Raw genomic sequence first — 25,211 nt, forward strand, 5'->3', positions numbered from 1 at the left:
CCTTTCACGACAAACGCTTCGGATGTCGAATGACCGAAGCATGACAAGCAGCCCGCAAAAGAAAAAACCGCCCGAAGGCGGTCTGTCGCAAGCACGCGGATGCGTCGCGTCCAAAACAATGTGGGGCTACGCGCCCGCGTCGCCCCACGGCGTCGGCGCAGGCACGTCGCAGGGCCCTTCGACGTCGATCGACTTGAAATCGGCCGGTCCGACGATCTCCAGATACTCCATGTCGGGCGAGTAGTCGAACAGGTAATGCACGATTCCCGGCGCCTGGTGCACGCAGTCGCCGGCGTTCACCAGCGTCTCGCGCTCGCCGTACATGAAGCGCGCCCAGCCCTTCAGCATGATCACGATGTGGAACTCGGCCTCGTGACGGTGCCAGCCGGTGCCCGCCGTCGGTGCATGATTCGCCCTGACGAGTTGCGCGACGACCTTGCCGTTCGTCGCGGCCGCGATGCCAAGATCGCGATACAGGAAGAAGTCGCGCAGGCCATCGCCGTGATACGCGGTGTCCTGCGGCTTCACATGGGAAAACGCGGTAGTGGTCGACGTGCTCATCTCGGCGCTCCTCGAACGAATGAGTCGTCCGAGACAAGCATGTAGCGTTCCAGGTTGCAGCGGCGCCCGCTTACTTGAGCCGCCCCGACAGGAACTGCCCGAGCCGCTCGCTCTTCGGGTTCACGAGAATCTGCTGCGGATCGCCTTCCTCTTCGATCTTCCCCTGGTGCAGGAAGATCACGTGATTCGACACGTTGCGCGCGAAGCCCATCTCGTGCGTGACGACGACCATCGTGCGACCTTCCTCGGCGAGCTTCTGCATCACCTTCAGCACTTCGCCCACCAGCTCGGGGTCGAGTGCCGACGTCGGCTCGTCGAACAGCATCACCTCGGGTTCCATCGCGAGCGCGCGCGCAATCGCGACGCGCTGCTGCTGGCCGCCCGACAAATGCGACGGATACATGCCCTCGACGCGCGGCGCGAGCCCGACCTTCTCCAGGTACTTGCGCGCCCGTGCGACGGCTTCGTCCCGGCTGACCCCGAGCACCGCCATCGGCGCCTCGATCACGTTCTCGAGCACCGTCATGTGCGCCCACAGGTTGAAGTGCTGGAACACCATCGACAGCTTCGTGCGCATCCGCTGCAGCTGCTTCTGGTCGGCCACGCGCAGCGAGCCGTTGCGGTCGCGCGTGGTCTGGATCGGCTCGCTGCCGATCGTGATCTGCCCCGAGCACGGCTGCTCGAGGAAGTTGATGCAGCGCAGGAACGTGCTCTTGCCGGAGCCGCTCGAGCCGATGATGCTGATCACGTCGCCGGCCTTCGCCTTCATCGACACGCCCTTCAACACCTCGTTGTCGCCGAACTTCTTGTGCAGGTTGTCAACGGTGAGCTTGTACATGCTTGGTCCTTCCTTGCGAATCTTGCGAATGCGTTAATGGCCGCGCGGCGAGAGGTACGCGAGCCAGCGCGTCTCGAGCTTGCGGAACGCCCAGATGAGCGTGAACACGACGACGGCGTACAGCACGGCGGCGATGCCGTAGGCCTGGAACGACATGTACGTCGCCGAATTGACGTCGCGCGTGACCTTCAGGATGTCGGGCACGGTCGCGGTGAACGCGAGCGTGGTTGCGTGCAGCATCAGGATCACTTCGTTGCTGTAGCTCGGCAGCGAGCGGCGCAGCGCCGACGGCAGGATGATGCGCGTATAGAGCTTGAAGCGCGACATCCCGTAGGCCATGCCGGCCTCGATCTCGCCGGCCGACGTCGACTTGATCGCGCCCGCGAAGATCTCCGTCGCATACGCGCATTCGTTCAGCACGAACGCGAGCAGCGTGCAGTTCATCGCGTTGCGGAAGAACGTGTCGAGCAACACGTGGTTGTGCACGACCTGCAGGCTGTAGATGCCCGTGTAGCACATCAGCAGCTGCACGTAGAGCGGCGTGCCGCGAAACACGTACGTATAGAGCCACACCGGACCGGAGATCCAGCGGTTCGACGACGCGCGCGCAATCGCGAGCGGCACGGCGAGCGCGAAGCCCAGCGCGATCGACACGACCAGCAGCCACAGCGTGATCGCGAGGCCGCTGAAGCGGTAGCCGTCGGTGTAGAGATAGCTTTGCCAGTACTGGCTGACGAGTTCGATCACAGTGCGAGCCTCCGGACACCGACGGAATAACGCTTCTCGAGGTGATGCAGCACGAGGTTGGACACCGTCGTGATCGCGAGGTAGATCGCGCCTGCAGCCAGCGTGAAGAAAAAGAAATCGAGCGTGCTCTTGCCCGCGTCCTGCGACGCCTTCACGACGTCGGCGAGGCCGATGATCGACACCAGCGCAGTCGCCTTGACGAGCACCTGCCAGTTGTTGCCGATGCCGGGCAGCGCGAAGCGCATCATCTGCGGGAACAGGATGCGGCGGAACACGCGCCAGCCGCTCATCCCGTACGCGAAGCCCGCTTCAAGCTGGCCGCGCGGCACCGAGAGGAACGCGCCGCGGAAGGTCTCGGTGAAGTACGCGCCGTAGATGAAGCCGAGCGTGATGACGCCAGCCACGAACGGGTCGATGTCGATCTGGTCCCAGCCGAGCATGTCGGTGAAGTTGTTCAGCAGGATCTGGATCCCGTAGAACAGCAGCAGCATCAGCACGAGATCCGGTACCGCGCGGATCAGCGTCGTATAGAAGGTGCCGATCGATTTGAGCACGCGGTTCGTCGACAGCTTCGCGCTCGCACCGACGAGGCCCAGAATGAGCGACGCGGCGAGCGACAGCACCGCGAGCTTCACGGTCTCGACCGTGCCGGCCCACAGCAGCGGGCCAAATCCTTGGAAGATCATATAAGGGATCCAGAACGAGGTGGCTGGATTGTCAATAGCCATTAACCGCGCATCAAACGATATCTGCGCACTACGTGATGCCGCCTGCTCATCAAGCCAGGCGCATCACGCGCAGCGGGTTGTACCCGGCAACAGACGCGGCGCGCGCCACAGCCGGTGCGCGCCGCATGGCCGGTCAGCCGCCGTAGACGTCGAATGCGAAGTACTTCTTCTCGAGCTTCTTGTACGTGCCGTCCTTGATGATGTCGGCGATCGCGTGGTCGATCTTCGCCTTCAGGTCGGCGTCGTCCTTGCGCAGGCCGATGCCGGCGCCGTTGCCGAGCGTCTTCGGATCGTCGATGTCTTTGCCGGCGAAGTCGAAGTTCGCGCCGCGCGGCGTCTTCAGGAAGCCGATATCGGCCTGCACCGCGTCCTGCAGCGCGGCGTCGAGGCGGCCGGACATCAGATCCTGGTACACGCCGTCCTGGTTCTGATAAGGCACGACCTGCACGCCCTTCGGCGCCCAGTAGGCCTTCGCGTAGGTTTCCTGGATCGTGCCCTGCTCGACGCCGACCGTCTTGCCCTTCAGCGATTCGGCCGTCGGCTGCAGGTTGGCGCCCTTCTTCGCGACGAGGCGCGTCGGCGTATTGAACAGCTTGTCGGAGAACGCGATCTGCTCGGCGCGCGCCGGCGTCATCGACATCGACGACAGCACGCCGTCGAACTTCTTCGCCTTCAGCGCCGGGATCATCCCGTCGAAGTCGTTCTCGATCCACACGCATTTCGCCTTCAGGCGGGCGCAGATCTCGTTGCCGAGATCGACGTCGAAGCCGACGACCTTGCCGCTTGCGTCCTTCGATTCGAACGGCGGATAGCTGGCGTCGACGCCGAACCGGATCGTCGACCAATCCTTGGCGTGGGCACCGACCGCGATGCAGGCAAGGGCAATACTGAGCGCGAGTTTCTTCATGGCGTTCCTGTCAGAGGCGAACTGGGCCGGGTTCCGGTCGGACTGCCCGCCGTGAACCCTTCCAACCCGGGAATCGCCCTTTCCGGCGACGTTCCAAGTTGTACATACAACTTTGCCTTTTCAGGACGTGCGCCAGCAATCCGTGTTTATCTCTAATTGTCGGCGGATTTCGGTCGTGAGCTGCGATTTTCCTTAATTTTCAATTAATTATCGATTACATGATGCTGAATTCCGGCTTTCACACAGTGTAAGGCGGCAGCCGGAAGGGATGCGTAGCCTGTCTATACCTCGCGTGGCAAGCCGACCGTTTCAAGACCGACCAGACGGTAGCCGAACTGCAGTTCCGTCAGCAGGTGCCGCGGCCGCGCGGGCACCGGTTCGAGCTTCTGCCTCAGGTTCGTCATGTACACGCGCACGTAGTGCGCGCGATCGGCGTCATGAATGCCCCACACCTCGGCCAGCAGTTGCCGCGCGGCAACCACGCCGCCGCGCGCGCGGATCAGCGCGGCGAGCAGCCGGAATTCGAGGCGCGTCAGATGGACGGGCTCGCCGCCGCGGGCCACTTCGTGCCGGCCGAGATCGACGGTCACGTCGCCGAACCGCACGATCGACGACGACTGCCCGTCGGCCGTCACGAACGCCGCGCGCCGCAACTGCGCCCGCGCCCGCGCGAGCAGTTCGGGCACGCCGAACGGCTTGGGCAGGTAATCGTCGGCGCCCGCGTCGAGCGCCGCGACCTTCTCCACCTCCTGCTGTCGCGCCGACAGCACGATCACCGGCACCGTCGACCATTCGCGCAGTTCGCGGATGAAGGTCTTGCCGTCGTCGTCCGGCAGTCCGAGATCGACGATCACGAGATCGGGCTTGCTGCTCGATGCATACATCCGTGCCTCGCGGGCCGTCGACGCCTCGCAGGTGTCGAGCCCTTCCTGTTCCAGCGCCATCCGCACGAAGCGGCGGATATCCGCTTCGTCCTCGACGATGAGTACGCGCGATCTGATCATGTCCGGCTCTCGTGTTCGATGTCGGGCGGCGCGCCCAGTGGCAGACGGATCTCGAACCGCGCGCCGTGCGGATCGAGCGGCACCGCGCGGATCGAGCCGCCGTGCGCATTGACGATGCTGCGACACAGCGCGAGCCCGAGCCCGACGCCGCTGATCGACGATTCCTTGCGTTCGCGCTCGAACGGCTCGAACAGCGGCTCGGTGTTGCGCGCGATGAAACCGGGCCCGTCGTCCTCGACGAACACGTACAGCGTTTCGCCGAACACGCGCGCGCGCACCGACACGGCCGCCTCCGCGCCCGCGTATTTCGCGGCGTTGTCGAGCAGGTTCATCAGCACGCGTTCGATCAGCAGCGCGTCGACGTCGATCAGCGGCAGGTCGGCCGGCAGATCGGCGCTCACGTCGCGGCCGGCCAGCACGCCGGCCGAATGCGCGAGCGCGCTGCCGACGATCTCGTCGAGCATGTGCCACTCGCGATTGAGCCGCACGCCTTCGCTCTGCATCCGCGCGAGATCGAGCAGGTTCACGACGAGCCCGTGCAGCGCCTCGGCCTGGTTGCGGATGCCGTGCGCAAGCGCGGCCGGCTGCCCGTGCGCGAGCCGCTCGGGTCGCTCCAGCGTCTCGGCGAGCCCGCGGATCGCGGTCAGTGGTGTTTTCAGGTCGTGCGACACGGCGGCCAGCAGCGCATTGCGCAACCGCTCGCCTTCGATCCGGACCAGCGTGTGCTGCGCGACGCCGACGTAGTGCACGCGTTCGAGCGCCATCGCGATCGACGAGCACAGCGCATCGATCAGGCGGCGATCGTCGGGATCGGTCGGCACCGGCTGCGCGTCGCCGAACAGCACGAGCACGCCGCGCACGCGCATCGGCGCCTTCAGCGGCAGATACTGCGCGGCCGCGCGCTCGAACGGCGGCATCCCGCAACCGGCAGCGCGGGCATGCTCGTAGACCCAGCGTGCCGTCGGCACATCGACGAACCGTGCGTGCCGCGCCGCCATCAGGCGATCGTCCGCATCGGGCAGCACGAGCGCGACGCGCACGCCGAGCAGCGGCGCGATCGTGCCGGTGCAGATCGATGCGATCTGGTCGGTCTCGATCGCGGCCGACAGATCGTGCGCCACGCGCGCGAGTGCGGCCGAGCGTTTCTCGTTCGCCCGCGCGGCGCGTGCCTCCGCACGCAGGCGGGCCGCGAGCTGGCCGATCGCGAGCGCGACGGCGAGCATCAGCGCGAACGTGAACACGTACTGCGTATCGGACACCGCGAACGACAGCCTCGGCTCGACGAAAAAGAAGTCGAAGCAGCCGACGCAGACGAACGCGGCCCACGCGCCGGCCAGCCGGCCGAGCCGCAGCGCGATCAGCACGACGGTCATCAGAAACAGCATCACGACGTTCGACAGGTCGAACACGCGCAGCAGCGCGCTCGCCGCGAGCGTCGCCAGCGCGCAGACGAGCGTGGCCAGCAGCAGCGGCACCGCGTACTGCGACACCCACAGGTGCGTGCGCGGGCGCGCTTCGCGCACGGCCAGCGCGGGCTGCGTGTCGGGCCCGGCGCCCGCGATGCGGTCGGCCATCGCCGCGCAGGCGCGCAGCATGCCGCGCCAGCGGTCGCCGCCCGCACCGGGTTCCGGCGGCATCCTCGTCCGCCGATTCGCTTCGTTCACGTTCACATTCACATCCATGATCGCTTCCGGCAATTGAAACGCCGAACGGCCCCGCGCACGCCGCGAAGGCGTGAGCGGGGCCGCGACGGCGCGTTCGGTCAGATAAACGGCGTCAACAGCATGTCGATCAGCTTGATGCCGATGAACGGTGCGACGATCCCGCCCACCCCGTAGATCAGCAGGTTGCGCCCCAGCAGCTTTTCGGCCGGCTCCGCGCGATACTTCACACCCTTCAGCGCGAGCGGAATCAGCGCGACGATGATCAGCGCGTTGAAGATCACCGCCGACAGGATCGCCGACACCGGGCTGTGCAGCCCCATCACGTTCAGCGCGCCGAGCGCCGGATAGGTCGCGACGAACGCGGCCGGGATGATCGCGAAATACTTCGCGAGATCGTTCGCGACGCTGAAGGTGGTCAGCGCGCCGCGCGTCATGATCATCTGCTTGCCGACCTCGACCACCTGCATCAGCTTCGTCGGGTTGCTGTCGAGGTCGACCATGTTGGCCGCCTCCTTCGCCGCCTGCGTGCCGCTGTGCATCGCGACGGCCACGTCGGCCTGCGCGAGCGCCGGCGCGTCGTTGGTGCCGTCGCCCGTCATCGCGACGAGATGGCCCTTCGCCTGGTGCTCGCGGATCAGCCGCAGCTTGTCCTCGGGCGTCGCTTCGGCGAGGTAGTCGTCGACACCGGCTTCCGCCGCGATCGCGGCCGCGGTGAGCCGGTTGTCGCCGGTGATCATCACCGTCTTCACGCCGACCTTGCGCAACTCGGCGAAACGCGCGGCGATCCCGTGCTTGACGATGTCCTTCAGCTCGATCGCCCCGAGCACCGTCGAGCCATCGGCGACGACGAGCGGCGTACCGCCGCGCCGCGCGATGTCGTTGACGGCCGTCTCGACCGCCCGCGGAAACACGCCGCCGAGCGCATCGACATGCGCGCGGATCGCGGACGCCGCGCCCTTGCGCACCTGGCGTTCGCCGATATCGAGGCCGCTCATCCGCGTGCGTGCGCTGAACGGCACCGCGATGCTGCCGTCGGCCGCCGCCACGTCCAGCGAGAAACGCTGCTTCGCGAGCGCGACGATCGAGCGCCCTTCGGGCGTTTCGTCGGCCAGCGACGACAGTTGCGCGGCCTCGGCCAGCGCGCGCTCGTCCACGCCGGGCGCCGGCCGGAACTGCACGGCCTCGCGGTTGCCGAGCGTGATCGTGCCGGTCTTGTCGAGCAGCAGCACGTCGACGTCGCCGGCCGCCTCGATCGCGCGGCCCGACGTCGCGAGCACGTTCGCGCGCATCATGCGGCTCATCCCCGCGATGCCGATCGCCGACAGCAGCGCGCCAATCGTCGTCGGGATCAGGCACACGAGCAGCGCGATCAGCACGGTCAGGCTCACAGCGGTGCCCGACGCGTTCAGCAGCACGCTGAACTGCGAGAACGGCAGCAACGTCACGCAGACGAGCAGGAAGATGATCGTCAGCGCGACGAGCAGGATCGTCAGTGCGACTTCGTTCGGCGTCTTGCCGCGCTTCGCGCCTTCGACCATCGCGATCATCCGGTCGAGGAACGCTTCGCCCGGTTGCGCGGTGATCTTCACGATGATCCAGTCGGACAGCACGCGCGTGCCGCCCGTCACCGACGAGAAATCGCCGCCCGACTCGCGGATCACCGGCGCGGATTCGCCGGTGATCGCCGACTCGTCGACCGACGCGACGCCGTCGATCACCTCGCCGTCGGCCGGAATCGTGTCGCCAGCCTCGACGAGCACGATGCTGCCGGCCGCGAGTTCGTCGCTCGGTACGCGATGGCTCGTGCTGCCGGCTTGCTTCGGCTCGTCGAGCACCTTTGCGTACACGCGCTTGCGCGCCGCGCGCAACGCGTCGGCCTGCGCCTTGCCGCGCCCTTCGGCCAGCGCCTCGGCCGCGTTCGCGAACAGCACGGTGAACCACAGCCAGCACGCGACCGCGAAGATGAAGCCGGCCGGTGCGTCGGCGCTGCCGGTCAGCGCCTGCAGCCACAGCACGGTCGTGACGATGCTGCCGAGATAGACGACGAACATCACCGGGTTCTTCAACTGCACCTGCGGTGCGAGCTTGCGGAACGCCTCGCGCAGCACGGCCGTCCAGCGCATCGGCGGCACGGTGCCGGCCGGCATCGCCGCCGGATGGATCGGGGTTTCGATATGAGACATGAGTGACTCCGTGGTTCCTGCCATTACTTCACGCCGGCCGCGTGGCCGAACGTGCGGTCGAGCGCGAGGTTCAGGTCGAGCACGCGCACGCGCGGTTCGCCGAGCACGCCGAGTTGTCGCGGCGAAACGATGCGATCGACGAGCGTTGCCACCTGCGCGGCATCGACGCCGCGCGCATGCGCGACGCGTGCCGCCTGCAGCCGCGCGTTCGCGACCGAGATTTCGGGATCGAGCCCGGACGCCGACGCGGTCACGGCGTCCGCCGGCACCGGCGTGCCGTCGGCGAGCGCGTTCTCCTGCCGGTATGCGCGCACCCGCTGCGCGACGTCGGCGAGCAGCTTCTTGCTGGTCGCGCCCTGGTTGCTGGCGCCGCTGCCGGCCGCGTTGTACGGCTGGTCGACCGTCTTCGACGGATCGGCCGGATCGGTGCCGACCGTCGCGCTCGGCCGCGCATGGAAGTAGCCGGCGCGCGTGAAGTTCTGCCCGATCACCGCCGAGCCGACCGTCGTGCCGCCGCGCTGCACGAGACTGCCGCGCGCCTGCGACGGAAACAGCACGTTCGCGACGCCGGTGGTGAGCAGCGGATACGCGAGGCCGGTGACGAGCATGAACAGCACCGACGATGCGATCACGGGCCGCACGAGGCCGCGCGTCGCCGCGCCGAACGAAGAACCGGGTGCCGGCGCGGCGGCGGCCGCTGCCTGGCGATTGCCTTGCATCATGATGTTTCCCTCAGAACAGTTGGCCGCCCGACATCAGCAGGTGCTCGACGACCGGGCCGAGCGCGAGCGCGGGCAGGAACGTGAGACCGCCGACCACCAGGATCACGAAGACCAGCAGGCCGGCGAACAGGCCCGTCGACGTCGACAGCGTGCCCGCGCTTTCCGGCACGCTTTTCTTCGAGGCGAGGCTGCCCGCGACCGCGAGCATCGGCAGCAGCGTCAGGTAGCGGCCGATCAGCATCGCGAAGCCGATCGTCGTGTTGAAGAACGGCGTGTTCGCGTTCAGCCCGGCGAACGCGGAACCGTTGTTGGCCGTGCCCGACGTGTACGCGTACAGCACTTCGCTGAAGCCGTGCGGGCCGAGGTTCGCGAGGCTGTCCATCGTCGAATGCAGCAGCGCGGCCAGCGCGGTGAAGCCGAGGATGCTGAACGGATGCGCGAGCACCGCGAGCATCACGAGCTTCATCTCGCGCGCCTCGATCTTCTTGCCGAGGAACTCCGGCGTGCGGCCGATCATCATCCCGACCAGGAACACCGTGAGGATCGCGAACGTGAACAGGTTGATCAGCCCGACGCCGTCGCCGCCGAACACGTTGTTCAGCATCATCTGCGCGATCGGCACGAGCCCGCCGAGCGGCGTCAGCGAGTCGTGCATCGCATCGACCGAACCGGTGGTCGCGGCCGTCGTGACGGTCGCGAACAGGCTCGTCTGCGCGATGCCGAAGCGCATTTCCTTGCCTTCCATGTTGCCGCCCGGCTGCGCGGCGCTCATCTGCTGGTCGACGCCAAGCCCGGTCAACAACGGATTGCCGTGCTGCTCGGCCGAATAGATCACGGCGAGGAAACCGACGAACATCACGACGAACGCGCCGAGGATCACCCAGCCCTGGCGGCGCCGGCCGATCATCGTGCCGAGCGTAAAGGTCAGCGCGGACGGGATCAGCAGCATCGACAGCATGTGCAGCGTGTTGGTGAGCGGCGTCGGGTTTTCGAACGGATGCGCGGCGTTCATGCTGAAGAAACCGCCGCCGTTCGTGCCGACGTGCTTGATCGATTCGAGGCTCGCGACGGGCCCCATCACGATCTGCTGGCGCGCACCTTCGAGCGTGGTCGCCCACGCGTCGGCGGCGAGCGTCTGCGGCATGCCCTGCCACACGTACACGAGCGCCATCACGAAACTGAGCGGCAGCAGCACGCGATAGGTCACGCGCGTGAAGTCGACCCAGTAGTTGCCGATGTCGGCCGCGCTCTTGCGGCTCAGCCCGCGGATGAAGCCGCCCGCGGCCGCGACGCCGGTCGCCGCACTGACGACCATCAGGAACGTGATGACGGCCATCTGCGAGAAGTTCGACAGGCTGCTTTCGCCCGCATACGCCTGCCAGTTCGTGTTCGTGATGAACGACGCGGCCGTGTTGAACGCGAGGTCGGGGCTTTGCGACGCGCGCTGCAGCGCATCGAACGGCAGCGCGTCCTGGATACGCAGCAGCAGGTAGCCGAGCAGCATCATCCCGGCGTTACTGAGCAGCAGCACCATCCCGTAGCGCTGCCACGACATCGCTTCGTCGGGGTTCACGCCGAGCAGCGCATAGGTGCGGCGTTCGACCCACGCATGGCGCGGGCTCGTGAAGGCGTGCGCGAGCCATTTCCCGACGACGGGCACCAGCGCCAGCATGATCGCGAGAACGATCGCGAATTGAATGAGATTGTTGAACATGTCGACGCTCGCTCAGATCCGGTCGAGGCCGGTGATGAAACCGGCCGTCAATGCAAAGAACGCGAGCGTGAAAAAAATGAAAAGCAGATCGCTCATGACATTCACCGATATTTTCGAATTCCTGTTGAATCGCGCCGATCAATACCGCTCGGGCTTGATCAATGCATGAAACAGATAGATAAAGAGCGCGAGCGATAGCGCGCCGGTGATCCACAACATGACTTTCCCCTTTGTTCGTATGCGCGGCAACGCCGCGCGACCGTCGGCGCAGTGGGCCGTGCCGTGTCGGCACAAACCCCGGTGACGCCCCCAATGCTCATCTGGCGAATGGGATGCGACAGTGTAGAAATCCGCGTATCAAAGCGGTGTTCAATTTACTTGCAGGGAATAAAAAAGCCGTAAAGACGAAAGCCGGCGCGCGCTGCGTTTTTATGCGTTCTTTTCAGGGTCATGGCGAGTCTATACACCGTATCGCCACCGCAATTCTTAGAATGGGCGCCATGTCCACGACGAGCTTTTCGCGGTGCGGAGCACGACGCGACCAGGGGAAAAAAGCATGAAACCGACCAGAACCGAATCCGCTGCTTCACACGCTCTGCCGCCCGTGCGTTCGCGGCGTCGCGCCCCCGCGGACGACCTCGTGCTGCTGTCGATCCGCGTCGAATCGGACAACCTCGCGGCCGTGCGACGCCGGCTGCATCAGGCCGTCGGCGCCGCGCTCAATGTCTACACGGCCGCGATCGACAGGCGCACCGGGCGCGCGTGCATCGAGCTCGAAGTCGCACGGTCGCAGGCATCGCCCGCGATCCTGTCGATCCTCCGCCTGCTGCCGGCCGCCGAGTTCGGCACGATCCGCCTGTTGCAGCACTAGCCGGCATTCGCCGCCGCGCGTGACCCGCGTCACGCGCGCCATCCTTTTCATCGATTCGAACGCGCATGTCCGCCCGGATACGCGCGACGAATCGTCGTTCCCGTCGCGACGGGCCTTTCCAGGAAGCACACGCAATGAAAAAAGCAGTCGTCGGTACCCTCTCCCTCGCGTTCTTCGGCGCCGCCGCGCATGCGCAAAGCAGCGTCACGCTCTACGGGATGCTGGATGCCGGTATCGCCTATACGAACAACCAGTCGGGCAAAAACGCGTGGCAGCAAGGCAGCGGCCTGCTGTCGAATACGGTCTTCGGCCTGAGCGGCAACGAGGATCTCGGCGGCGGCCTGCACGCGCTGTTCCGCCTCGAAAACGGCTTCAACCTGAACAACGGCACGCAGTCCTACCGGAACACGATGTTCGGCCGCCGCGCGTACGTCGGCCTGCAGAGCGACCGGTACGGCGCGCTGACGCTCGGCCGTCAGTACGACGCGGTGGTCGACTATCTCGGCCCGCTCGCGATGGCGAACAACGGCGACGGCAACAACCTCGCGTCGCATCCGTTCGACAACGACAACATCGACGATTCGTTCTACATCGACAACGCGGTGAAATACACGAGCCCGACGCTCGCCGGCTGGCAGTTCGGCGGCCTGTACGGGTTCAGCAACGCGGCGGGCGGCTTCGCGAACAACCGCGCGTACAGCGCGGGCGTGTCGTATGCGAACGGGCCCGTCAGCCTCGGCGCCGCGTACCTGCAGCTCAATCGCGGCGGGCTGACGGCCGGTGGCGCGCTGTCGACGAACGACGGCGCGAATTTCCCGGCCGTGCGCCAGCGCGTGATGGGCGCCGGCGGCAGCTATGCGTTCGACCGGCTGACGGTCGGCGCGCTGTGGACGCATTCGATGTTCGACGAAACGGCTGCGTCGTCGCTGCCCGGCGCGCTGAATGCGCTGCGCTTCGACAACTACGAGGTCAACGCGCGCTATGCGCTGACGCCGGCCGTCTCGCTCGCCGGCGCCTATACGTTCACCGACGGCCGCTACGACGACGCAACCGGCAGCCACCGGCCGAAATGGCATCAGGTGACGCTGATGGCCGATTACGCGCTGAGCAAGCGCACCGACGTGTATGCGGAAACCGTGTACCAGCACCAGTTCGGCGTGCCGTCCGGCGCGACGCTCGGGTTCGCGAACGTGACGGGGCTCGCGGCTTCGTCGACCAATACGCAGGTCGTCGCGACGGTCGGCATCCGGCATCGGTTCTGACCGCGCGCCGGCCGTCGCAGGCCGGCCGCTCTGTGCAATCCCGCATGGACGCGCGCCGGCCGAACAGGGATCATTCGGGGAATCCGGGCCCGCTCGCCCGCGAAACCGGTACACTCGGCGCCGGGCGCGCGCCGGATCGGCATTCGGCAGCGGGCCGCCGCCGACTCTGGAATCGCGATCCCATGACCACACCGATCTATCAGGAAATCAAGGACTTCATCCTCGCCCGCATTCATGCCGGCGAGTGGGCGGAAGGCGACCAGGTGCCGTCGGAGAACGAACTCGCGCGCGAATTCAACGTCGCGCGGATGACCGTCAACCGCGCGCTGCGCGAACTGACGGCCGAACAGGTACTCACGCGCACGCGCGGCTCCGGCACGTATGTCGCCTCGCCGAAGTACGAATCGACGCTCGTCGCGATCCGCAGCATCTCGGACGAAGTCGCCGCGCGCGGCCACGCTTATCGCGCGCAGGTGCTGCAGGTCGGCGCGGCCGTCGCCGATGCGAAGCTCGCCGACGAACTGCAGCTCGATACGGGCAACCCGATCTTCCATTCGCGCGTGCTGCATTTCGAGAACGACACGCCCGTGCAACTCGAGGAACGCTGGGTCAATCCGGCCTGTGCGCCGGAATATGCGTTGCAGGACTTCACGACGACGACGCCGAACCAGTACCTGACGCGCGTCGCGCCGCTGCAGCGCGTCGAATACCGGATCGAGGCCGCGATGCCCGACGCCGAAACGCGCCGCCACCTGACGATGGACGACCGCGAGCCATGCCTGTTGCTGCATCGGCGCACGTGGTCGCAGGGGATGGTCGCGTCGGTCGCCAATCTGTGGCACCCGGGCAGCCGTTACCGGTTCACCGGGCATTTCTGACGCGCGGCGGGCACGTCAGCGCGCGTCGGGCCGCCCCAGGCGCTCGATCGCGTCGACCGCCAGCCGCAATCCATCCTCCCGCGCGATTCGCGCACCGAGTTCGCCGGCACGCGCTCGCGTGTCGGCACGCGTGGCAAATACGATCGCGCGTGCGAGCGCGGCGCCATCGATACGGCGCCCCGCGACCGGCGCAGCCGCGACGCCGAGCCACCGCAGCCGGTCCGCCCAGAAGAACTGATCGCCCGCGAACGGCACGACGACCGACGGAATCCCCGCCCGCGCGACCGAATGCGTGGTGCCGGATCCGCCGTGATGGATCGCCATCGATACGTGCGCAAACAACCCGTCGTGCGGCGTCTCGCCGATCACGCACACGTGCGCCGGCAGCTGCGCCGCGTCGATGCCGCTCCAGCCCGGATAGAACAGCGCGCGCCGGCCGTCGAGCGCCTGCACCAGCGCATCGGCCAGCGCCGCCCGGTCGAACCCGGCCATGCTGCCGAACCCCACATAGACGGGCGGCTCGCCTGACTCGAGAAAGGTCGACAGCGCGGGCGGCGGCGTCCACGCCGGTGCATCGATGCGCCACTGGCCGCAGGCCAGCGCATTCGACGGCCAGTCGAGCGGACCGGACAGCAGCGCCGGCGACACGCCGTACAGCATCGGATGATCGGTCCACACGCGCTTGCGCGGCGGCAACCCGCACACGCTTGCGCGCGCCGCGTTGGTCGCCTGCCGGAACGCGTGCCACAGCAGCGCGTTCACGAACCGGTGGCTGACGCGATTCAGCCAGCGCGGCACCTTGCCGGGCGGCAGGAACGGCGAGGCGAATGCCGCGGTCGGCGTGATCGGAATCATCCCCGTGCCGATCGCCGGCACGCCGCGATACTCGGCGACCGACAACCCGACGAACGACGCCAGCCCGGATACGAGGATCGCGTCGCAGCCGGCCGACGCATCCGCGACTTCGCGCATCCATGCAGCGGTGTTCGCATTCGCGATCGCCGCGAGCGCCTTCGACGTGTCGTTGAAACCGCCGCGCTCGCGCACCGCATCGGACAACGCGCCATCCGGCGCGATCGCCGCGCGGATATCGCCGGACAACGGCACCGACGGCACGCCGAGCGCGGCGGCCGAGCCGAGCGTCGCGGCATCGGCCAGCAACCGGACTTCATGACCGGCATCCAGCAGCGCGCGCCCCAGTGCCGCGAGCGGGCGCGTGTCGCCTTCGGTGCCGTAGGTGGCGATGACGAGCTTCATGCATGACTCCTCGTGCACGACGACAACGAGTGGATCCATAAAAGTGCACGTCGTATACTAATGCAATTCGTGCACTTTCCGTCAACACCCGAGCCATGCCGATGACGACCGACGATCCGGGCCGCCGCGCACGCAAGCGCATCCAGATGCTGGCGCATCTCGCCACCACCGGCGCACGCCTGTTCGATGCCCACGGCTACGATGCCGTCACGATGGAGCAGATCGCCGCGCAGGCCGACGTCGCGAAACGTACGCTGTACAACCACTTTCCGACGAAGGAAGCCGTGCTCGCGCATTGGCTCGAAGGCGAACTCGCACGCGATCTCGCGCATCTGCAGCGCGACGTCGCGCGACGGAAAAGCTTCGCAGCGCGGATCGGCTGCGTGCTCGATGCGTCGGCCGCGTGGTGCGAGCAGCACCCGGCATACCTGCTCGCCTACCTGCGGCATCGTTTCCTGAGCATCGGCGCGACGCAAGCGGAAGGCGGCAAGGAGAACGGCAGCGACGTCGCGCTGGTGTGGCAGCAACTGATCGTGGCCGGCCAGCAAGCAGGCGAACTGAATCCGGCATTGGCGGCCGATCAGCTCGCGACGTGGTTCCATCACCTGTACCTCGCGGCGATGCTGCGCTGGCTGACCGTGCCGGGGTTGTCGCTGAAGCGGGAATTCCAGTCGGTTGCGAGACTGTTTGTCGAGGGGGCGCAAGCACGGACCTGAGCAACGGCCGAATGCCGGCCAGGCGCTCAGAGCCGCCCGAGCACGACCGCGAGCAGCGTGCGCCCGAAGCGGGCGACCGCCACGCCGCACGCGACGAAGGTGCGCGTCACTTCTTCCTCGATGTGTCGGCCGCCGGCGCACGGCGCTTTGCCGTATCCGCACCGCCGGCCGGCCATTGCGTCTCGTCGAGCAGCCGGTCGAACAGGCGCGCGCGGACTGCGCGGCCAGTTACGCGTCGACAACCTGATCGCGAACCGCTCGTATGTCGCGCTCGACATGTTCCCGAACGTGCCGCCCGCGTCGGTCGACACGGAGCGGCTGCCGATCGCGCTGCCGACCGTGCCCGGCACGCTCGATGTGCTTCGGGTACGCCATGCCGAGCTCGCCGGCACACTGTCCCGCCTGCCGCTCGATCGCATGGGCATCCACCTGAACACGGCGCTCGCGAGCACCCGTGCGCTGTTCGCGCAGCTCGATACCGAACTCGCGCCGCATGCGCGCGACGCACTGGGTGCCGCGCGACAGACGTTCGCGGCCGCGCAGGCGACGCTCGGGCAGGAAGGTGCGTCCGCATCGAACGTCCAGCGGGCGTTGACGCAGTTCACGCGCACGTCGAGTGCGCTGCGCGCGCTGGCCGACGATCTGGAACACCATCCGGAATGGCTGCTGCCCGGCGCTGCGGGCGATGCGCAGCCGGTCGACGCGGCGCGGCGCGCGAGCGACGGACGCTGAATGCGTCGCGCGCTGCACCGGCATTTTCACAACGAACGCACGGACGGGGTGCCAAATCTCCCGCGCAGCAGTATGCTGGTGTTGTACGGCCGCGCACGATGCATCGGGCAATCCCCTAGTCCCCGCATTGCCGCGCCGTCGTCACGACCGCAATCATGCGCTGCAAGGAGGGCTTCGTGATGACTACCACGCATCAGCACTTCCACCTCGAACTACGGCACGCTACCGCGCCGACCTATTTCATCAGCTACCTGTTTCCCGCCTTGCTGTTCGTATACGAACTGCTGCGCGTCGGCCAGTGGATCCGCGATCACGGGATGCAATTCGCCGCGTTCAAGCAGATGGGTTACGAGTATCTGCTGATGCTGCTGTTCGTCGGGCTGCAGATCGTCGTCGAAGCGATCTTCCTGCTCGGCGCCGCGATGCGTCGCGATCATCGCGATTTCGAGCACCGCCTGCCGAACGTGATCCTGGGCATCGGCTGCTCGATCGCGCTGCTCGCGATCGATCTCGCGATCCAGCTGTCGTTCTGAGCGCCGGCGGGTTCGGCCCGCCAGTCGCATCGCGCTCGCGCGCTCAGGCGCGCGCGTCGCGCAGCAACGTCGCGACCGCCGCGAGTACGTCGTCGGTCCGCTCGCGATGCGGCAGGTGTCCGCATCGGTCGAGCAGCAGGAACGACGACGGTCCCGCGACGCGCGCGGCGATCCGCTTCGGATGCACGTCCGAGCCGTACTCGTCCTGTTCGCCGTGAATCGCGAGCGTCGCGCAGCGCACGCGTGGCAGTTCGTCGTCGAGACTCCAGCCGCGAAACGCCGGCGACAGCCACGTGTCGACCCACGCGCGCAGCACCCATTCGGCCTTGTCGCCGTGATAGCGCGCGAGCCGCTCGAGCTGGCCGGGCGCATCGAACTGCTGCCCCGCGTCGCGAATGCCGTTGCGCGTGCGATCCTCGACGAACGCCTGCGCGGCGACCGTCACCAGCGCGCGGCACCGTGCCGGATGCGCGGCCGCGCACCCGACCGCCATGCCGCCGCCGACGCTGTGCCCGAACACCACGAACGCATCGATGCCGAAATGTTCGAGCACCGCGTGGAATCCGTGATGGGCCTCGTCGCGCACGAACGTCGTGCCGGGCGTTCCGGGATGACGATCCGAGCGGCCGAAACCCAGCCGGTCGTACGCGATCACGTCACGTCGGGTGGCACGCGCGAGTTGCTCGGGGAAGTCGCGCCATAGTTCGACGCAACCGAGCGAATCGTGCAGCAGCACGATCGGCGCGGCCGGCTCAGGTGCGGCCGGCTCAGGTGCGGCCGGCTCAGGCGCGGCCGGCTCAGGTGCGGCCAGCTCAGGCGCTGCCGGCCCGGATGCGGTGGGTGCCGGCGCGGGCACACCGCGCCAGCGCTTCGCGAAGAGACGCCCTTGCGGCGTCTCGACCCAGGTCTCCTCGGTCACGATTTCGGTCATGTGTCTGTCGTCTGCATGAAGGCGGCCGCGGACAGGCGTGCCGCATCGAATGCCGGTGATGGTGGCCCGGCGACGCGCGCGGCGTCAAGCAAGCCCCCACCGCCCGCACGTTCATTCGGGCTGCGGCGGCAGATACTCCATCTGCGACTCGTCGTACAGCCGATAGATCAGCGCCTGCATCGCGCGGATGTCCTCCGATTCGTCGAGCATCCGCATGCTCATGATGATCGGCGACACCAGGTTCGGATCGTCGAGCGGCTTGTAGCTGATGTCGTCGCGCTTCAGGCCGTACACGCTGTGCGGCACGACCGACACGCCCTCGCCCATCGCGACGAGGCCGAGCGCGATCTGCAGCTCGCGCGTCTCGTAGATGCGCCGCGGCTGCAGCGCGCGATCGTGAAACGCCGCGAGCACCTGGTCCGCATAGCTCGGCCGCGGCGCCTTCGGGAAGATGATCAGCGTGTCGTTCACGAGATCGTGCAGCGACAGCACGGGCTTCGCGCCGTCGAGCACATGGCCGACCGGCAGCGCGACGATCATCCGCTCCTCGCGCAGCACGACGCGCCGCACGCTCGGATCCTCATGACGGATGCGCCCGAACCCGACGTCGATGTGCCCTTCCTTCAGCGCCTTGATCTGGTCCATCGTCGACATCTCGTGCAGGCTCAGCTCGACGGCCGGATACTCGCTGCGAAAGCGCCGGATGATCTTCGGCAGCATCCCGTACAGCGTCGAGCCGACGAAGCCGACCGACATGCTGCGTTCGATCTTGCCGACGCGCTTCGTCATCGATTCGAGTTCGGCCGTCTGCGCGAGCAGCTGCACCGCGTGCGAATAGAAGAACCGCCCCGCGTCGGTCAACTTCAGCGGCCGCGCGTTGCGCTCGAACAGCGGCACGCCGAGCGCCTCCTCGAGCTGCTGGATCTGGCGGCTCAGCGGCGGCTGCGCGATGTGCAGGCGCTCGGCGGCGCGCGTGAAATTCCGCTCCTCGGCAACCGCGACGAAGTAGCGGAGGTGTCTCAACTCCATGTTCCATCCCTCCCGGACAGGCAACGGACGTTCATTCGGCCCCGCGCGTGCAGCGCCCGCACCCATCGTCCCGTGATCGCCTGCTGCCGATACCATGACGATACCTCAGCCCGCGTGGAAACCGCCCCGAGCCGCCCCACCGCCCGCATCCGGCACCGCGCAAAGCAAAACGGGAAACCGCCTGGTTTCCCGTTTCTTCATCGACGCCGCGTCGCGGCATCGTCACAACCACGCGTCATGCCTCGGTCGCGTACAGCGCATCGCGCTGCGCGTCGCTCAGCGAATCGAGCGGCACATCGGGCAGCCGATAGCAGATCATCGTGCCGTACAGCTCGGCCAGGCAGTTGCTGCCGGCGTCGAGCGCGTAGCCGTCTTCGCCGTCCGGGGCCGGCGGATACACCTCGCGCCACGCGTTGATCGCGGCTTCGATTCGCACGATGGAAACGGGTGCGGCCTTCCGCTCGGCGGGTGATGCGCTCATGGATTCCTCTGGGTTGCGCGCTCCGCGGGCCGTACCGGCCGCGGCGGAACGATGAAAACGCCGGGCGCCGCCGGCCGCCGCACGAGGCGCGTGCCGGATGCCGATCCGCGCCGCGCGCGTCGCGCCGGCCCGGCCGTGGCCCGGTAGGGTCGGGAAATATAACCGGCTTTGACCCCGTGCAGGGGAAAGCCGACAAAAAAAGCACGGTCGGCGCGGTCCGGCGCGACATCGGGCACCCCCGGTCTCACGTCGCCTGCACTGCGCCCGCGCCCCCGTCACGCTACATCACGCCCCGGGCAGAACGTCCCATGACGAACGGAGCATGTTCCGGTTCGCCTGCGGCGCTTAACCTGACTTGCACCCGTCCGTCGCCGACGGGTTGCGTTTCCCCGCTGTCGCAGGCCGCAAGATGCGTCGCGACGGACGCACAAAAGACAACGGGAAGCCCAAGGGCTTCCCGTTTCGTGGCGCGATCGCGCGGCCGCGTGCCGCGCCCGCATCAGCCCACGGTTTCGCGGTTCTCCACGCGCTGCATCTGCGCGCCGCGGCTCGCGGCCACCCACGGCGCGATTTCCATGTCTTCGTAGCGCACGAAGCGGCTCTTGTTCATGAGCCGATAGCCGAGCCACACGACGAGGAACAGCGGAATGCCGACGTAGGTCGCAGCGACGCCAGCCCAGTCGATCCGGTTCGCGAGGAACGCCTGATAGTCCTGCCCCAGCGCGATCACGAGGCACAGCACGAACGCGAACAGCGGGCCGAACGGGAACCACTTCGACTGGTACGGCAGTTGATCGAGCGTGTAGCCCTGCTTCACGTAGCCCTTGCGGAACCGGTAGTGGCTGACCGCGATGCCGAGCCACGCGATAAAACCCGTCATCCCCGACGTGTTCAGCAGCCACAGGTACACCGTCTTGTCCCCGTACAGCGACGTGAAGAAGCACAGCGCGCCGACGGCGGTGGTCGCATACAGCGCATTGCGCGGCACGCCGCCCGACGACAGCTTCGCGAAGATCTTCGGCGCGCGGCCTTCCGTCGCGAGGTTGTAGAGCATCCGCGTCGACGCGTACATGCCGGAGTTGCCGGCCGACAGCACGGCCGTCAGGATTACCGCGTTCATCACGCCGGCCGCGAACGCGAGGCCCGCGTGGCGGAATACGAGCGTAAACGGGCTGACGCCGATATCGGTCACGTCACTCTTCAGCAGGCTCGGGTCGGTGTACGGAATCAGCACGCCGATCACGAAGATCGCCAGCACGTAGAACAGCAGGATCCGCCAGAACACCTGACGCACCGCGCGCGGGATCGTCGTGCGCGGATTCTCCGATTCGCCGGCCGCGACACCGATCAGCTCGGTGCCCTGGAACGAGAAGCCCGCGATCATCGCGACGCCCATCATCGCCGGCAGGCCGCCTGCGAACGGCGCGTCGCCGATCGTCAGGTTGCCCCAGCCGTTGCCCGGCGCGCCCTTCAGAATGCCGAAGATCATCAGCAGGCCGACGCCGATGAATGCGACCACGGTGACGACCTTGATCAGCGCGAACCAGTATTCGGCTTCACCGAAGCCGCGTACGGTCAGCGCGTTGAGCAGGAACATCACGGCGAGGAACGCGGCGCTCCACCACACGCCCGGCACGTCCGGGAACCAGTAGTGCATCACGAGCTGCGCGGCGACGAGTTCCACCGCGATCGTCACGGCCCAGTTGTACCAGTAGTTCCAGCCGAGCGCGAAGCCGAAGCCTTCGTCGACGTATTTCGCGCCGTAGGTCGCGAACGAGCCCGACACCGGCATGAACGCGGCCATTTCGCCGAGGCTCGTCATCAGGAAGTAGACCATCAGGCCGATCAGCATGTACGCGACCATCGCGCCGCCGGGGCCGGCCTGCGAGATCGACGCGCCGGACGCGACGAACAGGCCCGTGCCGATCGAGCCGCCGATGGCGATCATCGTCAGGTGGCGCGCCTTCAGCGCGCGATGAAGCTTGGGTGGGTTCGCGGACGAACCGGGTTGGTCGGAATTGGGGATTGCGGACATAAACGAGACGAACGTTGAGCGGGCCGGCATCCGGAGCCGGCGCATGCGGAATCGGGGCGCGGCGCGCCACCTGCGATGCATTCGATGCGGCCCCGATACGCGTTGCGCGCCGGGCGCCTGCGGCGAAGCGCGGATTCTACCTGATTCGTCATGGGGACAGCTCGGGTTCGAACGCCCCGCCGCCGCAGGCAGACGCAGCAGAATCAACGAGTTGGATGCGGCATGGGCGGCGGCGCGCCAAAAGCCATGAACAACGCGCGGCTATCCGCCATGCCGCGAGCGCAACGCGCGATCGTTCCGGCACACATGCCCGATGCCGCATTAAAGCGGCCACTCGATCGAGATTCACCCCAATAATCAGACAAAACCGCCGGTACTGATAATTGATTCAAATCAAATCGAACACACGGACCGCGGTAATGATGCGTAACCGTTTCGAATCGCCGTGTGCGCATGCATGTTTTGCATCTCGCGGCCAAATTCGGGAATTCGCGAGATAATGCGCGTTAATTCGAAATAATCAGCGCGCGGAACCGTCGACGACACCAATATCCGACGCCCCGCCGACCCCGAGGATGAAGTCATACCCGCCGCTCGCTACGCTGCGCCGCCATACCGCGTCGATCGTGGCACGCATTCTGTCGCCCCGCGGCGTACTCGTCGCGGGCATCGTGCTGCTGGCATTCAGCTGGGGGCTTTCCGCGTCGCTGATAATCGAGGCGCGGCACGACGCGTATGACCATGCGGTCGAAAATGCGCGCAACCTGATGCTGCTGATCGAGCGCGATATCTCGCGCAATATCGAGCTTTACGATTTGTCGCTGCAAAACGTCGTCGACGGTCTCGCCGATCCGGAACTGATGACACTGCCGCCGCACCAGCGTCACCGGCTGCTGTTCGACCGCGCGGCGACCGGCGCCTATCTCGGCGCCATTTTCGTGATGGATGCGCACGGCAATATCGTGATTGATTCGAGCGCGTCGCCGCCGCGGCAGGGCAATTTCGCCGATCGCGAGTATTTCACCGCGCATCGCGACCGGCTCGCGCAGGGCCTCTACATCAGCCGGCCCTATGCGTCCCGGCTGCGCGGCGGCGCACTGACGATCGCGCTCAGCCGCCGGATCACGCTGCCCGACGGCTCGTTCGGCGGGATCGTCGTCGGCACGCTCAGCATCGACTACTTCCGCGCGCTGCTCGACGGTCTCGCGGTCGGCCTACACGGCAGCGCGGCGATCGTCGAGGACAACGGCGCGCTCGTGTCCCGCCTGCCGTACGATGCGCGCGTGGTCGGCCTCGACATTCACGACGCCCCGCTCTTCGCCGAGGCGCTGCGCAGCAGCGAAGGCGCGCTGACGGGCGTCGGCGCGATCGACGGCGTGCGGCGCATCTATGTTTACAAGCATCTCGCGCATCTGCCGCTGGTCGTCGACGTCGCGCCCGCCGAGATCGACATCTACGCGTCGTGGCGCCATCGCGCGATCTGGACCGCCGTGCTGATGGGGCTGTTCACCGCGTTCATCGCGTGGGGCTCGCTCGCGCTGTCGCGCGAACTGAGGCGCAGGCAGATCGCCGAAGCGAAGCTGTACCGGCTCGCGCGCACCGATTCGCTGACCGGCCTCGACAACCGCGGCACGTTCGACGCGGTGCTCGCGAAGGAAGCGCAGCGCGCGTCCCGCAGCGGCCGCCCGCTGTCCGTGCTGTTCGTCGACGTCGATCATTTCAAGGCATTCAACGACTACTACGGCCACCTCGCCGGCGACGACGTGCTGCGCCGCGTCGCGCAATCCGCATCGCACTGCCTGCGCCGCGACAGCGACCACGTCGCGCGCTACGGCGGCGAGGAATTCGTCGTCACGCTGCCCGACACCGACGCGCAAGGCGCGGCGACCGTCGCCGAAGGGATCCGGCGCGCGATCGCCGGGCTTGACATCAAGCATGGCCGCAGCCCGTACGGGCACGTGACGGCCAGCATCGGCACGGCGACCGCCGCCGGCGCGCGCGTCAACGCCGCGACGCTGCTGCGGCTGGCCGACGAGGCGCTGTACCGCGCGAAGTCCGGCGGCCGCAATCGCGTGTCGGACGCCGAGACGAGCGCGGCCGACGCGTGACGCGCCAGCCGGCCGCGCCGCGCCGCCCCGCCGTGGACAGCCCGCGCGCGTTCGGCTAGCGTTACGTCTGCTGCGCAGGCGGCGCGGCGCCGGCCCGCGCAGGCCGCCTGCGCGTGTCCCGGCCACCCCAGCTCCGTCATGACCGCCCAGCTCCCCGCCCGCCTGCCACCGCTCCTGCGCCACGCGCTCCGTCCGTTGCTGGACCCTTACCGCCGCTACCGGCACGCGAAGCTGATCCATGCGGCGCGCGTCGCGCTCGCGATTCTCGTGTCGATCGCCTTGTCCACCGGCCTGCGCGTACCGCACGGCGAATGGTCGACGATCACCGTGCTGATCGTTGTCGGCGGGCTGCAGCACCACGGCAACATCCGCAAGAAGGCGGCCGAGCGCGCGCTCGGCACGTCGATCGGCGCGCTCGCGGGGCTCGGGCTGATCGTGCTCTATTCCGTCCTGCACGCGCCGCTCGCGATCTACCTGCTGATGGCGATCGCGTGCGGCTTCTGCGCATATCACGCGATCGGCAAGGCCGGCTATATCGCGCTGCTGTCGGCGATCACGATGGTGATCGTCGCCGGGCACGGCGACAACGAGCTCGTCGACGGCCTGTGGCGCGCGGTGAACGTGCTGACCGGCATCGCGATCGCGCTGGCGTTCTCGTTCGCGCTGCCGCTCTATGCGACCTACTCGTGGCGCTACAAGCTCGCCGACGCGCTGCGCGCGTGCGCGGCCGTGCATGCGCGGCTCGCGGGCGACCGCCACGTGAGCGACGACGCGCACCTGAAGGAAATGGCCGCGCTGAGCGCGCTGCTGGTGCAGCTGCGTTCGCTGATGCCGTCGGTATCGAAGGAATGCGATATCCCGGTCACGCAGCTCGAGGCGATCCAGCGCGGCCTGCGCCTGTGCATCGGTTACCTGGAGATCCTGTCGAGCACGGTGCCGGCCCGCGACGACCTGGCCGCCCGCGAATACATGCGCACCGCGATGAAGGCCGTGAACCGGCGCATCCGCGACACGCTCGTCGGCGCAAGCCGCGCGCTCAAGTTCGGCACGCCGAGCCGGCTCGCGCCGCGCCGCCGGCCGGTCGATCCGCCGCACGACGCACCGCCGCCGGAGCTGTCCGGCCATGTATCGATCACGGCCAAGCTGGCCGGCGAAGTGGAACAACTGCGCGAGAAGCTGCTCGAAACCGCATCGGCGTGGAATATCTGAAGGTCGCCGGAATCCGGGTGAAGCCGGCCAGTCTTTCATCTGCCTTTCATCAAGACAGACCGGCATCCTGACGACGGCGGCCACGCGCCTCTTCCGATCCG

At 67.3% G+C, this 25,211-nt stretch carries 26 protein-coding genes; 9 read left to right on the plus strand and 17 right to left on the minus strand.

The genetic code is table 11. The features are described from left to right. Positions 1–126: 126 nt before the first annotated feature. From GEM_RS24900 to kdpA, 10 genes are all read right to left on the minus strand, one after another. Positions 127–561 (minus strand): cupin domain-containing protein, encoded by a 435-nt coding sequence (locus GEM_RS24900; protein ID WP_014900179.1) that lies wholly within the window; start codon positions 559–561, stop codon positions 127–129. A 70-nt stretch (positions 562–631) separates the two neighbouring features. Continuing rightward, a complete protein-coding gene (locus GEM_RS24905) occupies positions 632–1,399 on the minus strand; it encodes an ABC transporter ATP-binding protein (protein WP_014900180.1) in 768 nt (255 codons plus the stop codon). A 33-nt stretch (positions 1,400–1,432) separates the two neighbouring features. Continuing rightward, positions 1,433–2,146, minus strand: coding sequence for an ABC transporter permease (locus tag GEM_RS24910; protein WP_014900181.1), 714 nt, complete (start codon positions 2,144–2,146; stop codon positions 1,433–1,435). Continuing rightward, a complete protein-coding gene (locus tag GEM_RS24915) occupies positions 2,143–2,832 on the minus strand; it encodes an ABC transporter permease (protein ID WP_014900182.1) in 690 nt (229 codons plus the stop codon). Before GEM_RS24915 ends, GEM_RS24910 begins: the two co-directional genes overlap by 4 nt. A gap of 175 nt (positions 2,833–3,007) precedes the next feature. Further along, positions 3,008–3,781 (minus strand): ABC transporter substrate-binding protein, encoded by a 774-nt coding sequence (locus GEM_RS24920; protein WP_014900183.1) that lies wholly within the window; start codon positions 3,779–3,781, stop codon positions 3,008–3,010. Between the two features lie 281 nt (positions 3,782–4,062). Next, a complete protein-coding gene (locus tag GEM_RS24925; protein WP_014900184.1) occupies positions 4,063–4,785 on the minus strand; it encodes a response regulator in 723 nt (240 codons plus the stop codon). Next, a complete protein-coding gene (locus GEM_RS24930) occupies positions 4,782–6,467 on the minus strand; it encodes a DUF4118 domain-containing protein (RefSeq protein ID WP_014900185.1) in 1,686 nt (561 codons plus the stop codon). Before GEM_RS24930 ends, GEM_RS24925 begins: the two co-directional genes overlap by 4 nt. 80 nt (positions 6,468–6,547) lie before the next feature. After that, positions 6,548–8,596 (minus strand): potassium-transporting ATPase subunit KdpB, encoded by a 2,049-nt coding sequence (kdpB, locus tag GEM_RS24935; RefSeq protein ID WP_051138018.1) that lies wholly within the window; start codon positions 8,594–8,596, stop codon positions 6,548–6,550. A gap of 59 nt (positions 8,597–8,655) precedes the next feature. Beyond that, complete coding sequence (gene kdpC, locus GEM_RS24940; protein WP_014900187.1) at positions 8,656–9,354, minus strand: potassium-transporting ATPase subunit KdpC; 699 nt, start codon at positions 9,352–9,354, stop codon at positions 8,656–8,658. Between the two features lie 10 nt (positions 9,355–9,364). Beyond that, positions 9,365–11,068, minus strand: a complete 1,704-nt coding sequence (gene kdpA, locus GEM_RS24945) for a potassium-transporting ATPase subunit KdpA (RefSeq protein ID WP_014900188.1) — start codon at positions 11,066–11,068, stop codon at positions 9,365–9,367. Here kdpA and GEM_RS31990 point away from each other — a divergent pair. Next, positions 11,067–11,237, plus strand: a complete 171-nt coding sequence (locus GEM_RS31990; protein ID WP_175845364.1) for a hypothetical protein — start codon at positions 11,067–11,069, stop codon at positions 11,235–11,237. The genes kdpA and GEM_RS31990 overlap by 2 nt on opposite strands. Here the strand turns inward: GEM_RS31990 and kdpF are convergent. Continuing rightward, positions 11,207–11,287, minus strand: a complete 81-nt coding sequence (gene kdpF, locus GEM_RS32540; RefSeq protein ID WP_063623159.1) for a K(+)-transporting ATPase subunit F — start codon at positions 11,285–11,287, stop codon at positions 11,207–11,209. The genes GEM_RS31990 and kdpF overlap by 31 nt on opposite strands. Positions 11,288–11,624: 337 nt before the next feature. Here kdpF and GEM_RS24950 point away from each other — a divergent pair, with 337 nt between their 5' ends. From GEM_RS24950 to hutC, 3 genes are all read left to right on the plus strand, one after another. Then, positions 11,625–11,939: a hypothetical protein gene (locus tag GEM_RS24950; RefSeq protein WP_014900190.1), complete on the plus strand. Its 315-nt coding sequence runs from the start codon at positions 11,625–11,627 to the stop codon at positions 11,937–11,939. 134 nt (positions 11,940–12,073) lie between these two features. Then, the gene (locus GEM_RS24955) at positions 12,074–13,201 is read left to right on the plus strand and encodes a porin (RefSeq protein ID WP_014900191.1); all 1,128 of its coding nucleotides are present in this window, start codon (positions 12,074–12,076) and stop codon (positions 13,199–13,201) included. Between the two features lie 182 nt (positions 13,202–13,383). Next, the gene (gene hutC, locus GEM_RS24960) at positions 13,384–14,079 is read left to right on the plus strand and encodes a histidine utilization repressor (RefSeq protein ID WP_014900192.1); all 696 of its coding nucleotides are present in this window, start codon (positions 13,384–13,386) and stop codon (positions 14,077–14,079) included. 15 nt (positions 14,080–14,094) lie between these two features. On the opposite strand, the gene GEM_RS24965 is transcribed toward hutC, so the two are convergent. Beyond that, entirely contained in the window at positions 14,095–15,336 is a 1,242-nt protein-coding gene (locus tag GEM_RS24965) for a glycosyltransferase (RefSeq protein ID WP_014900193.1), read from the minus strand. A gap of 95 nt (positions 15,337–15,431) precedes the next feature. Between GEM_RS24965 and GEM_RS24970 the strand changes: the two genes are divergently transcribed. Then, positions 15,432–16,052, plus strand: a complete 621-nt coding sequence (locus GEM_RS24970; RefSeq protein ID WP_041490820.1) for a TetR/AcrR family transcriptional regulator — start codon at positions 15,432–15,434, stop codon at positions 16,050–16,052. A gap of 26 nt (positions 16,053–16,078) precedes the next feature. On the opposite strand, the gene GEM_RS31995 is transcribed toward GEM_RS24970, so the two are convergent. After that, a complete protein-coding gene (locus GEM_RS31995; RefSeq protein WP_014900195.1) occupies positions 16,079–16,228 on the minus strand; it encodes a hypothetical protein in 150 nt (49 codons plus the stop codon). A 100-nt stretch (positions 16,229–16,328) separates the two neighbouring features. On the opposite strand from GEM_RS31995, the gene GEM_RS24975 reads away from it, so the two are divergent. Next, positions 16,329–16,784, plus strand: coding sequence for a hypothetical protein (locus GEM_RS24975; protein ID WP_014900196.1), 456 nt, complete (start codon positions 16,329–16,331; stop codon positions 16,782–16,784). 179 nt (positions 16,785–16,963) lie between these two features. Then, a complete protein-coding gene (locus tag GEM_RS24980) occupies positions 16,964–17,317 on the plus strand; it encodes a hypothetical protein (RefSeq protein WP_014900197.1) in 354 nt (117 codons plus the stop codon). A gap of 43 nt (positions 17,318–17,360) precedes the next feature. On the opposite strand, the gene GEM_RS24985 is transcribed toward GEM_RS24980, so the two are convergent. From GEM_RS24985 to GEM_RS25000, 4 genes are all read right to left on the minus strand, one after another. Then, positions 17,361–18,248: an alpha/beta fold hydrolase gene (locus GEM_RS24985; RefSeq protein WP_014900198.1), complete on the minus strand. Its 888-nt coding sequence runs from the start codon at positions 18,246–18,248 to the stop codon at positions 17,361–17,363. A gap of 111 nt (positions 18,249–18,359) precedes the next feature. Continuing rightward, positions 18,360–19,277: a LysR family transcriptional regulator gene (locus tag GEM_RS24990; protein WP_014900199.1), complete on the minus strand. Its 918-nt coding sequence runs from the start codon at positions 19,275–19,277 to the stop codon at positions 18,360–18,362. A gap of 235 nt (positions 19,278–19,512) precedes the next feature. Continuing rightward, positions 19,513–19,758: a DUF3717 domain-containing protein gene (locus tag GEM_RS24995; RefSeq protein WP_014900200.1), complete on the minus strand. Its 246-nt coding sequence runs from the start codon at positions 19,756–19,758 to the stop codon at positions 19,513–19,515. Positions 19,759–20,257: 499 nt separating this feature from the next. Beyond that, on the minus strand, positions 20,258–21,793 hold the full coding sequence (locus GEM_RS25000; protein ID WP_014900201.1) for an amino acid permease: 1,536 nt from the start codon (positions 21,791–21,793) through the stop codon (positions 20,258–20,260). A 575-nt stretch (positions 21,794–22,368) separates the two neighbouring features. Between GEM_RS25000 and GEM_RS25005 the strand changes: the two genes are divergently transcribed. Next, entirely contained in the window at positions 22,369–23,901 is a 1,533-nt protein-coding gene (locus GEM_RS25005) for a sensor domain-containing diguanylate cyclase (protein ID WP_014900202.1), read from the plus strand. Positions 23,902–24,039: 138 nt separating this feature from the next. After that, complete coding sequence (locus GEM_RS25010; protein WP_014900203.1) at positions 24,040–25,110, plus strand: FUSC family protein; 1,071 nt, start codon at positions 24,040–24,042, stop codon at positions 25,108–25,110. The last annotated feature ends 101 nt before the right edge of the window (positions 25,111–25,211 follow it).

The organism is Burkholderia cepacia GG4 (genome assembly GCF_000292915.1).
Lineage (GTDB): Bacteria > Pseudomonadota > Gammaproteobacteria > Burkholderiales > Burkholderiaceae > Burkholderia > Burkholderia cepacia_D.

Bases quoted from the DNA above. Each gene is read 5' to 3' on its own strand.
- GEM_RS25000 (WP_014900201.1), bottom strand. From the start codon at position 21,793: ATGTCCGCAATCCCCAATTCCGACCAACCCGGTTCGTCCGCGAACCCA.
- GEM_RS24970 (WP_041490820.1), top strand. From the start codon at position 15,432: ATGCCGATGACGACCGACGATCCGGGCCGCCGCGCACGCAAGCGCATC.
- hutC (WP_014900192.1), top strand. From the start codon at position 13,384: ATGACCACACCGATCTATCAGGAAATCAAGGACTTCATCCTCGCCCGC.
- GEM_RS25010 (WP_014900203.1), top strand. From the start codon at position 24,040: ATGACCGCCCAGCTCCCCGCCCGCCTGCCACCGCTCCTGCGCCACGCG.
- GEM_RS24955 (WP_014900191.1), top strand. From the start codon at position 12,074: ATGAAAAAAGCAGTCGTCGGTACCCTCTCCCTCGCGTTCTTCGGCGCC.
- GEM_RS24925 (WP_014900184.1), bottom strand. From the start codon at position 4,785: ATGATCAGATCGCGCGTACTCATCGTCGAGGACGAAGCGGATATCCGC.
- kdpF (WP_063623159.1), bottom strand. From the start codon at position 11,287: ATGTTGTGGATCACCGGCGCGCTATCGCTCGCGCTCTTTATCTATCTG.
- GEM_RS24975 (WP_014900196.1), top strand. From the start codon at position 16,329: ATGTTCCCGAACGTGCCGCCCGCGTCGGTCGACACGGAGCGGCTGCCG.
- kdpB (WP_051138018.1), bottom strand. From the start codon at position 8,596: ATGCCGGCCGGCACCGTGCCGCCGATGCGCTGGACGGCCGTGCTGCGC.
- GEM_RS24905 (WP_014900180.1), bottom strand. From the start codon at position 1,399: ATGTACAAGCTCACCGTTGACAACCTGCACAAGAAGTTCGGCGACAAC.
- GEM_RS24990 (WP_014900199.1), bottom strand. From the start codon at position 19,277: ATGGAGTTGAGACACCTCCGCTACTTCGTCGCGGTTGCCGAGGAGCGG.
- GEM_RS24985 (WP_014900198.1), bottom strand. From the start codon at position 18,248: ATGACCGAAATCGTGACCGAGGAGACCTGGGTCGAGACGCCGCAAGGG.
- GEM_RS24920 (WP_014900183.1), bottom strand. From the start codon at position 3,781: ATGAAGAAACTCGCGCTCAGTATTGCCCTTGCCTGCATCGCGGTCGGT.
- GEM_RS24980 (WP_014900197.1), top strand. From the start codon at position 16,964: ATGACTACCACGCATCAGCACTTCCACCTCGAACTACGGCACGCTACC.
- GEM_RS24950 (WP_014900190.1), top strand. From the start codon at position 11,625: ATGAAACCGACCAGAACCGAATCCGCTGCTTCACACGCTCTGCCGCCC.
- GEM_RS24900 (WP_014900179.1), bottom strand. From the start codon at position 561: ATGAGCACGTCGACCACTACCGCGTTTTCCCATGTGAAGCCGCAGGAC.
- GEM_RS31990 (WP_175845364.1), top strand. From the start codon at position 11,067: ATGTCGACGCTCGCTCAGATCCGGTCGAGGCCGGTGATGAAACCGGCC.
- GEM_RS24915 (WP_014900182.1), bottom strand. From the start codon at position 2,832: ATGATCTTCCAAGGATTTGGCCCGCTGCTGTGGGCCGGCACGGTCGAG.
- kdpA (WP_014900188.1), bottom strand. From the start codon at position 11,068: ATGTTCAACAATCTCATTCAATTCGCGATCGTTCTCGCGATCATGCTG.
- GEM_RS24965 (WP_014900193.1), bottom strand. From the start codon at position 15,336: ATGAAGCTCGTCATCGCCACCTACGGCACCGAAGGCGACACGCGCCCG.
- GEM_RS24930 (WP_014900185.1), bottom strand. From the start codon at position 6,467: ATGGATGTGAATGTGAACGTGAACGAAGCGAATCGGCGGACGAGGATG.
- GEM_RS31995 (WP_014900195.1), bottom strand. From the start codon at position 16,228: ATGGCCGGCCGGCGGTGCGGATACGGCAAAGCGCCGTGCGCCGGCGGC.
- GEM_RS25005 (WP_014900202.1), top strand. From the start codon at position 22,369: ATGAAGTCATACCCGCCGCTCGCTACGCTGCGCCGCCATACCGCGTCG.
- GEM_RS24995 (WP_014900200.1), bottom strand. From the start codon at position 19,758: ATGAGCGCATCACCCGCCGAGCGGAAGGCCGCACCCGTTTCCATCGTG.
- kdpC (WP_014900187.1), bottom strand. From the start codon at position 9,354: ATGATGCAAGGCAATCGCCAGGCAGCGGCCGCCGCCGCGCCGGCACCC.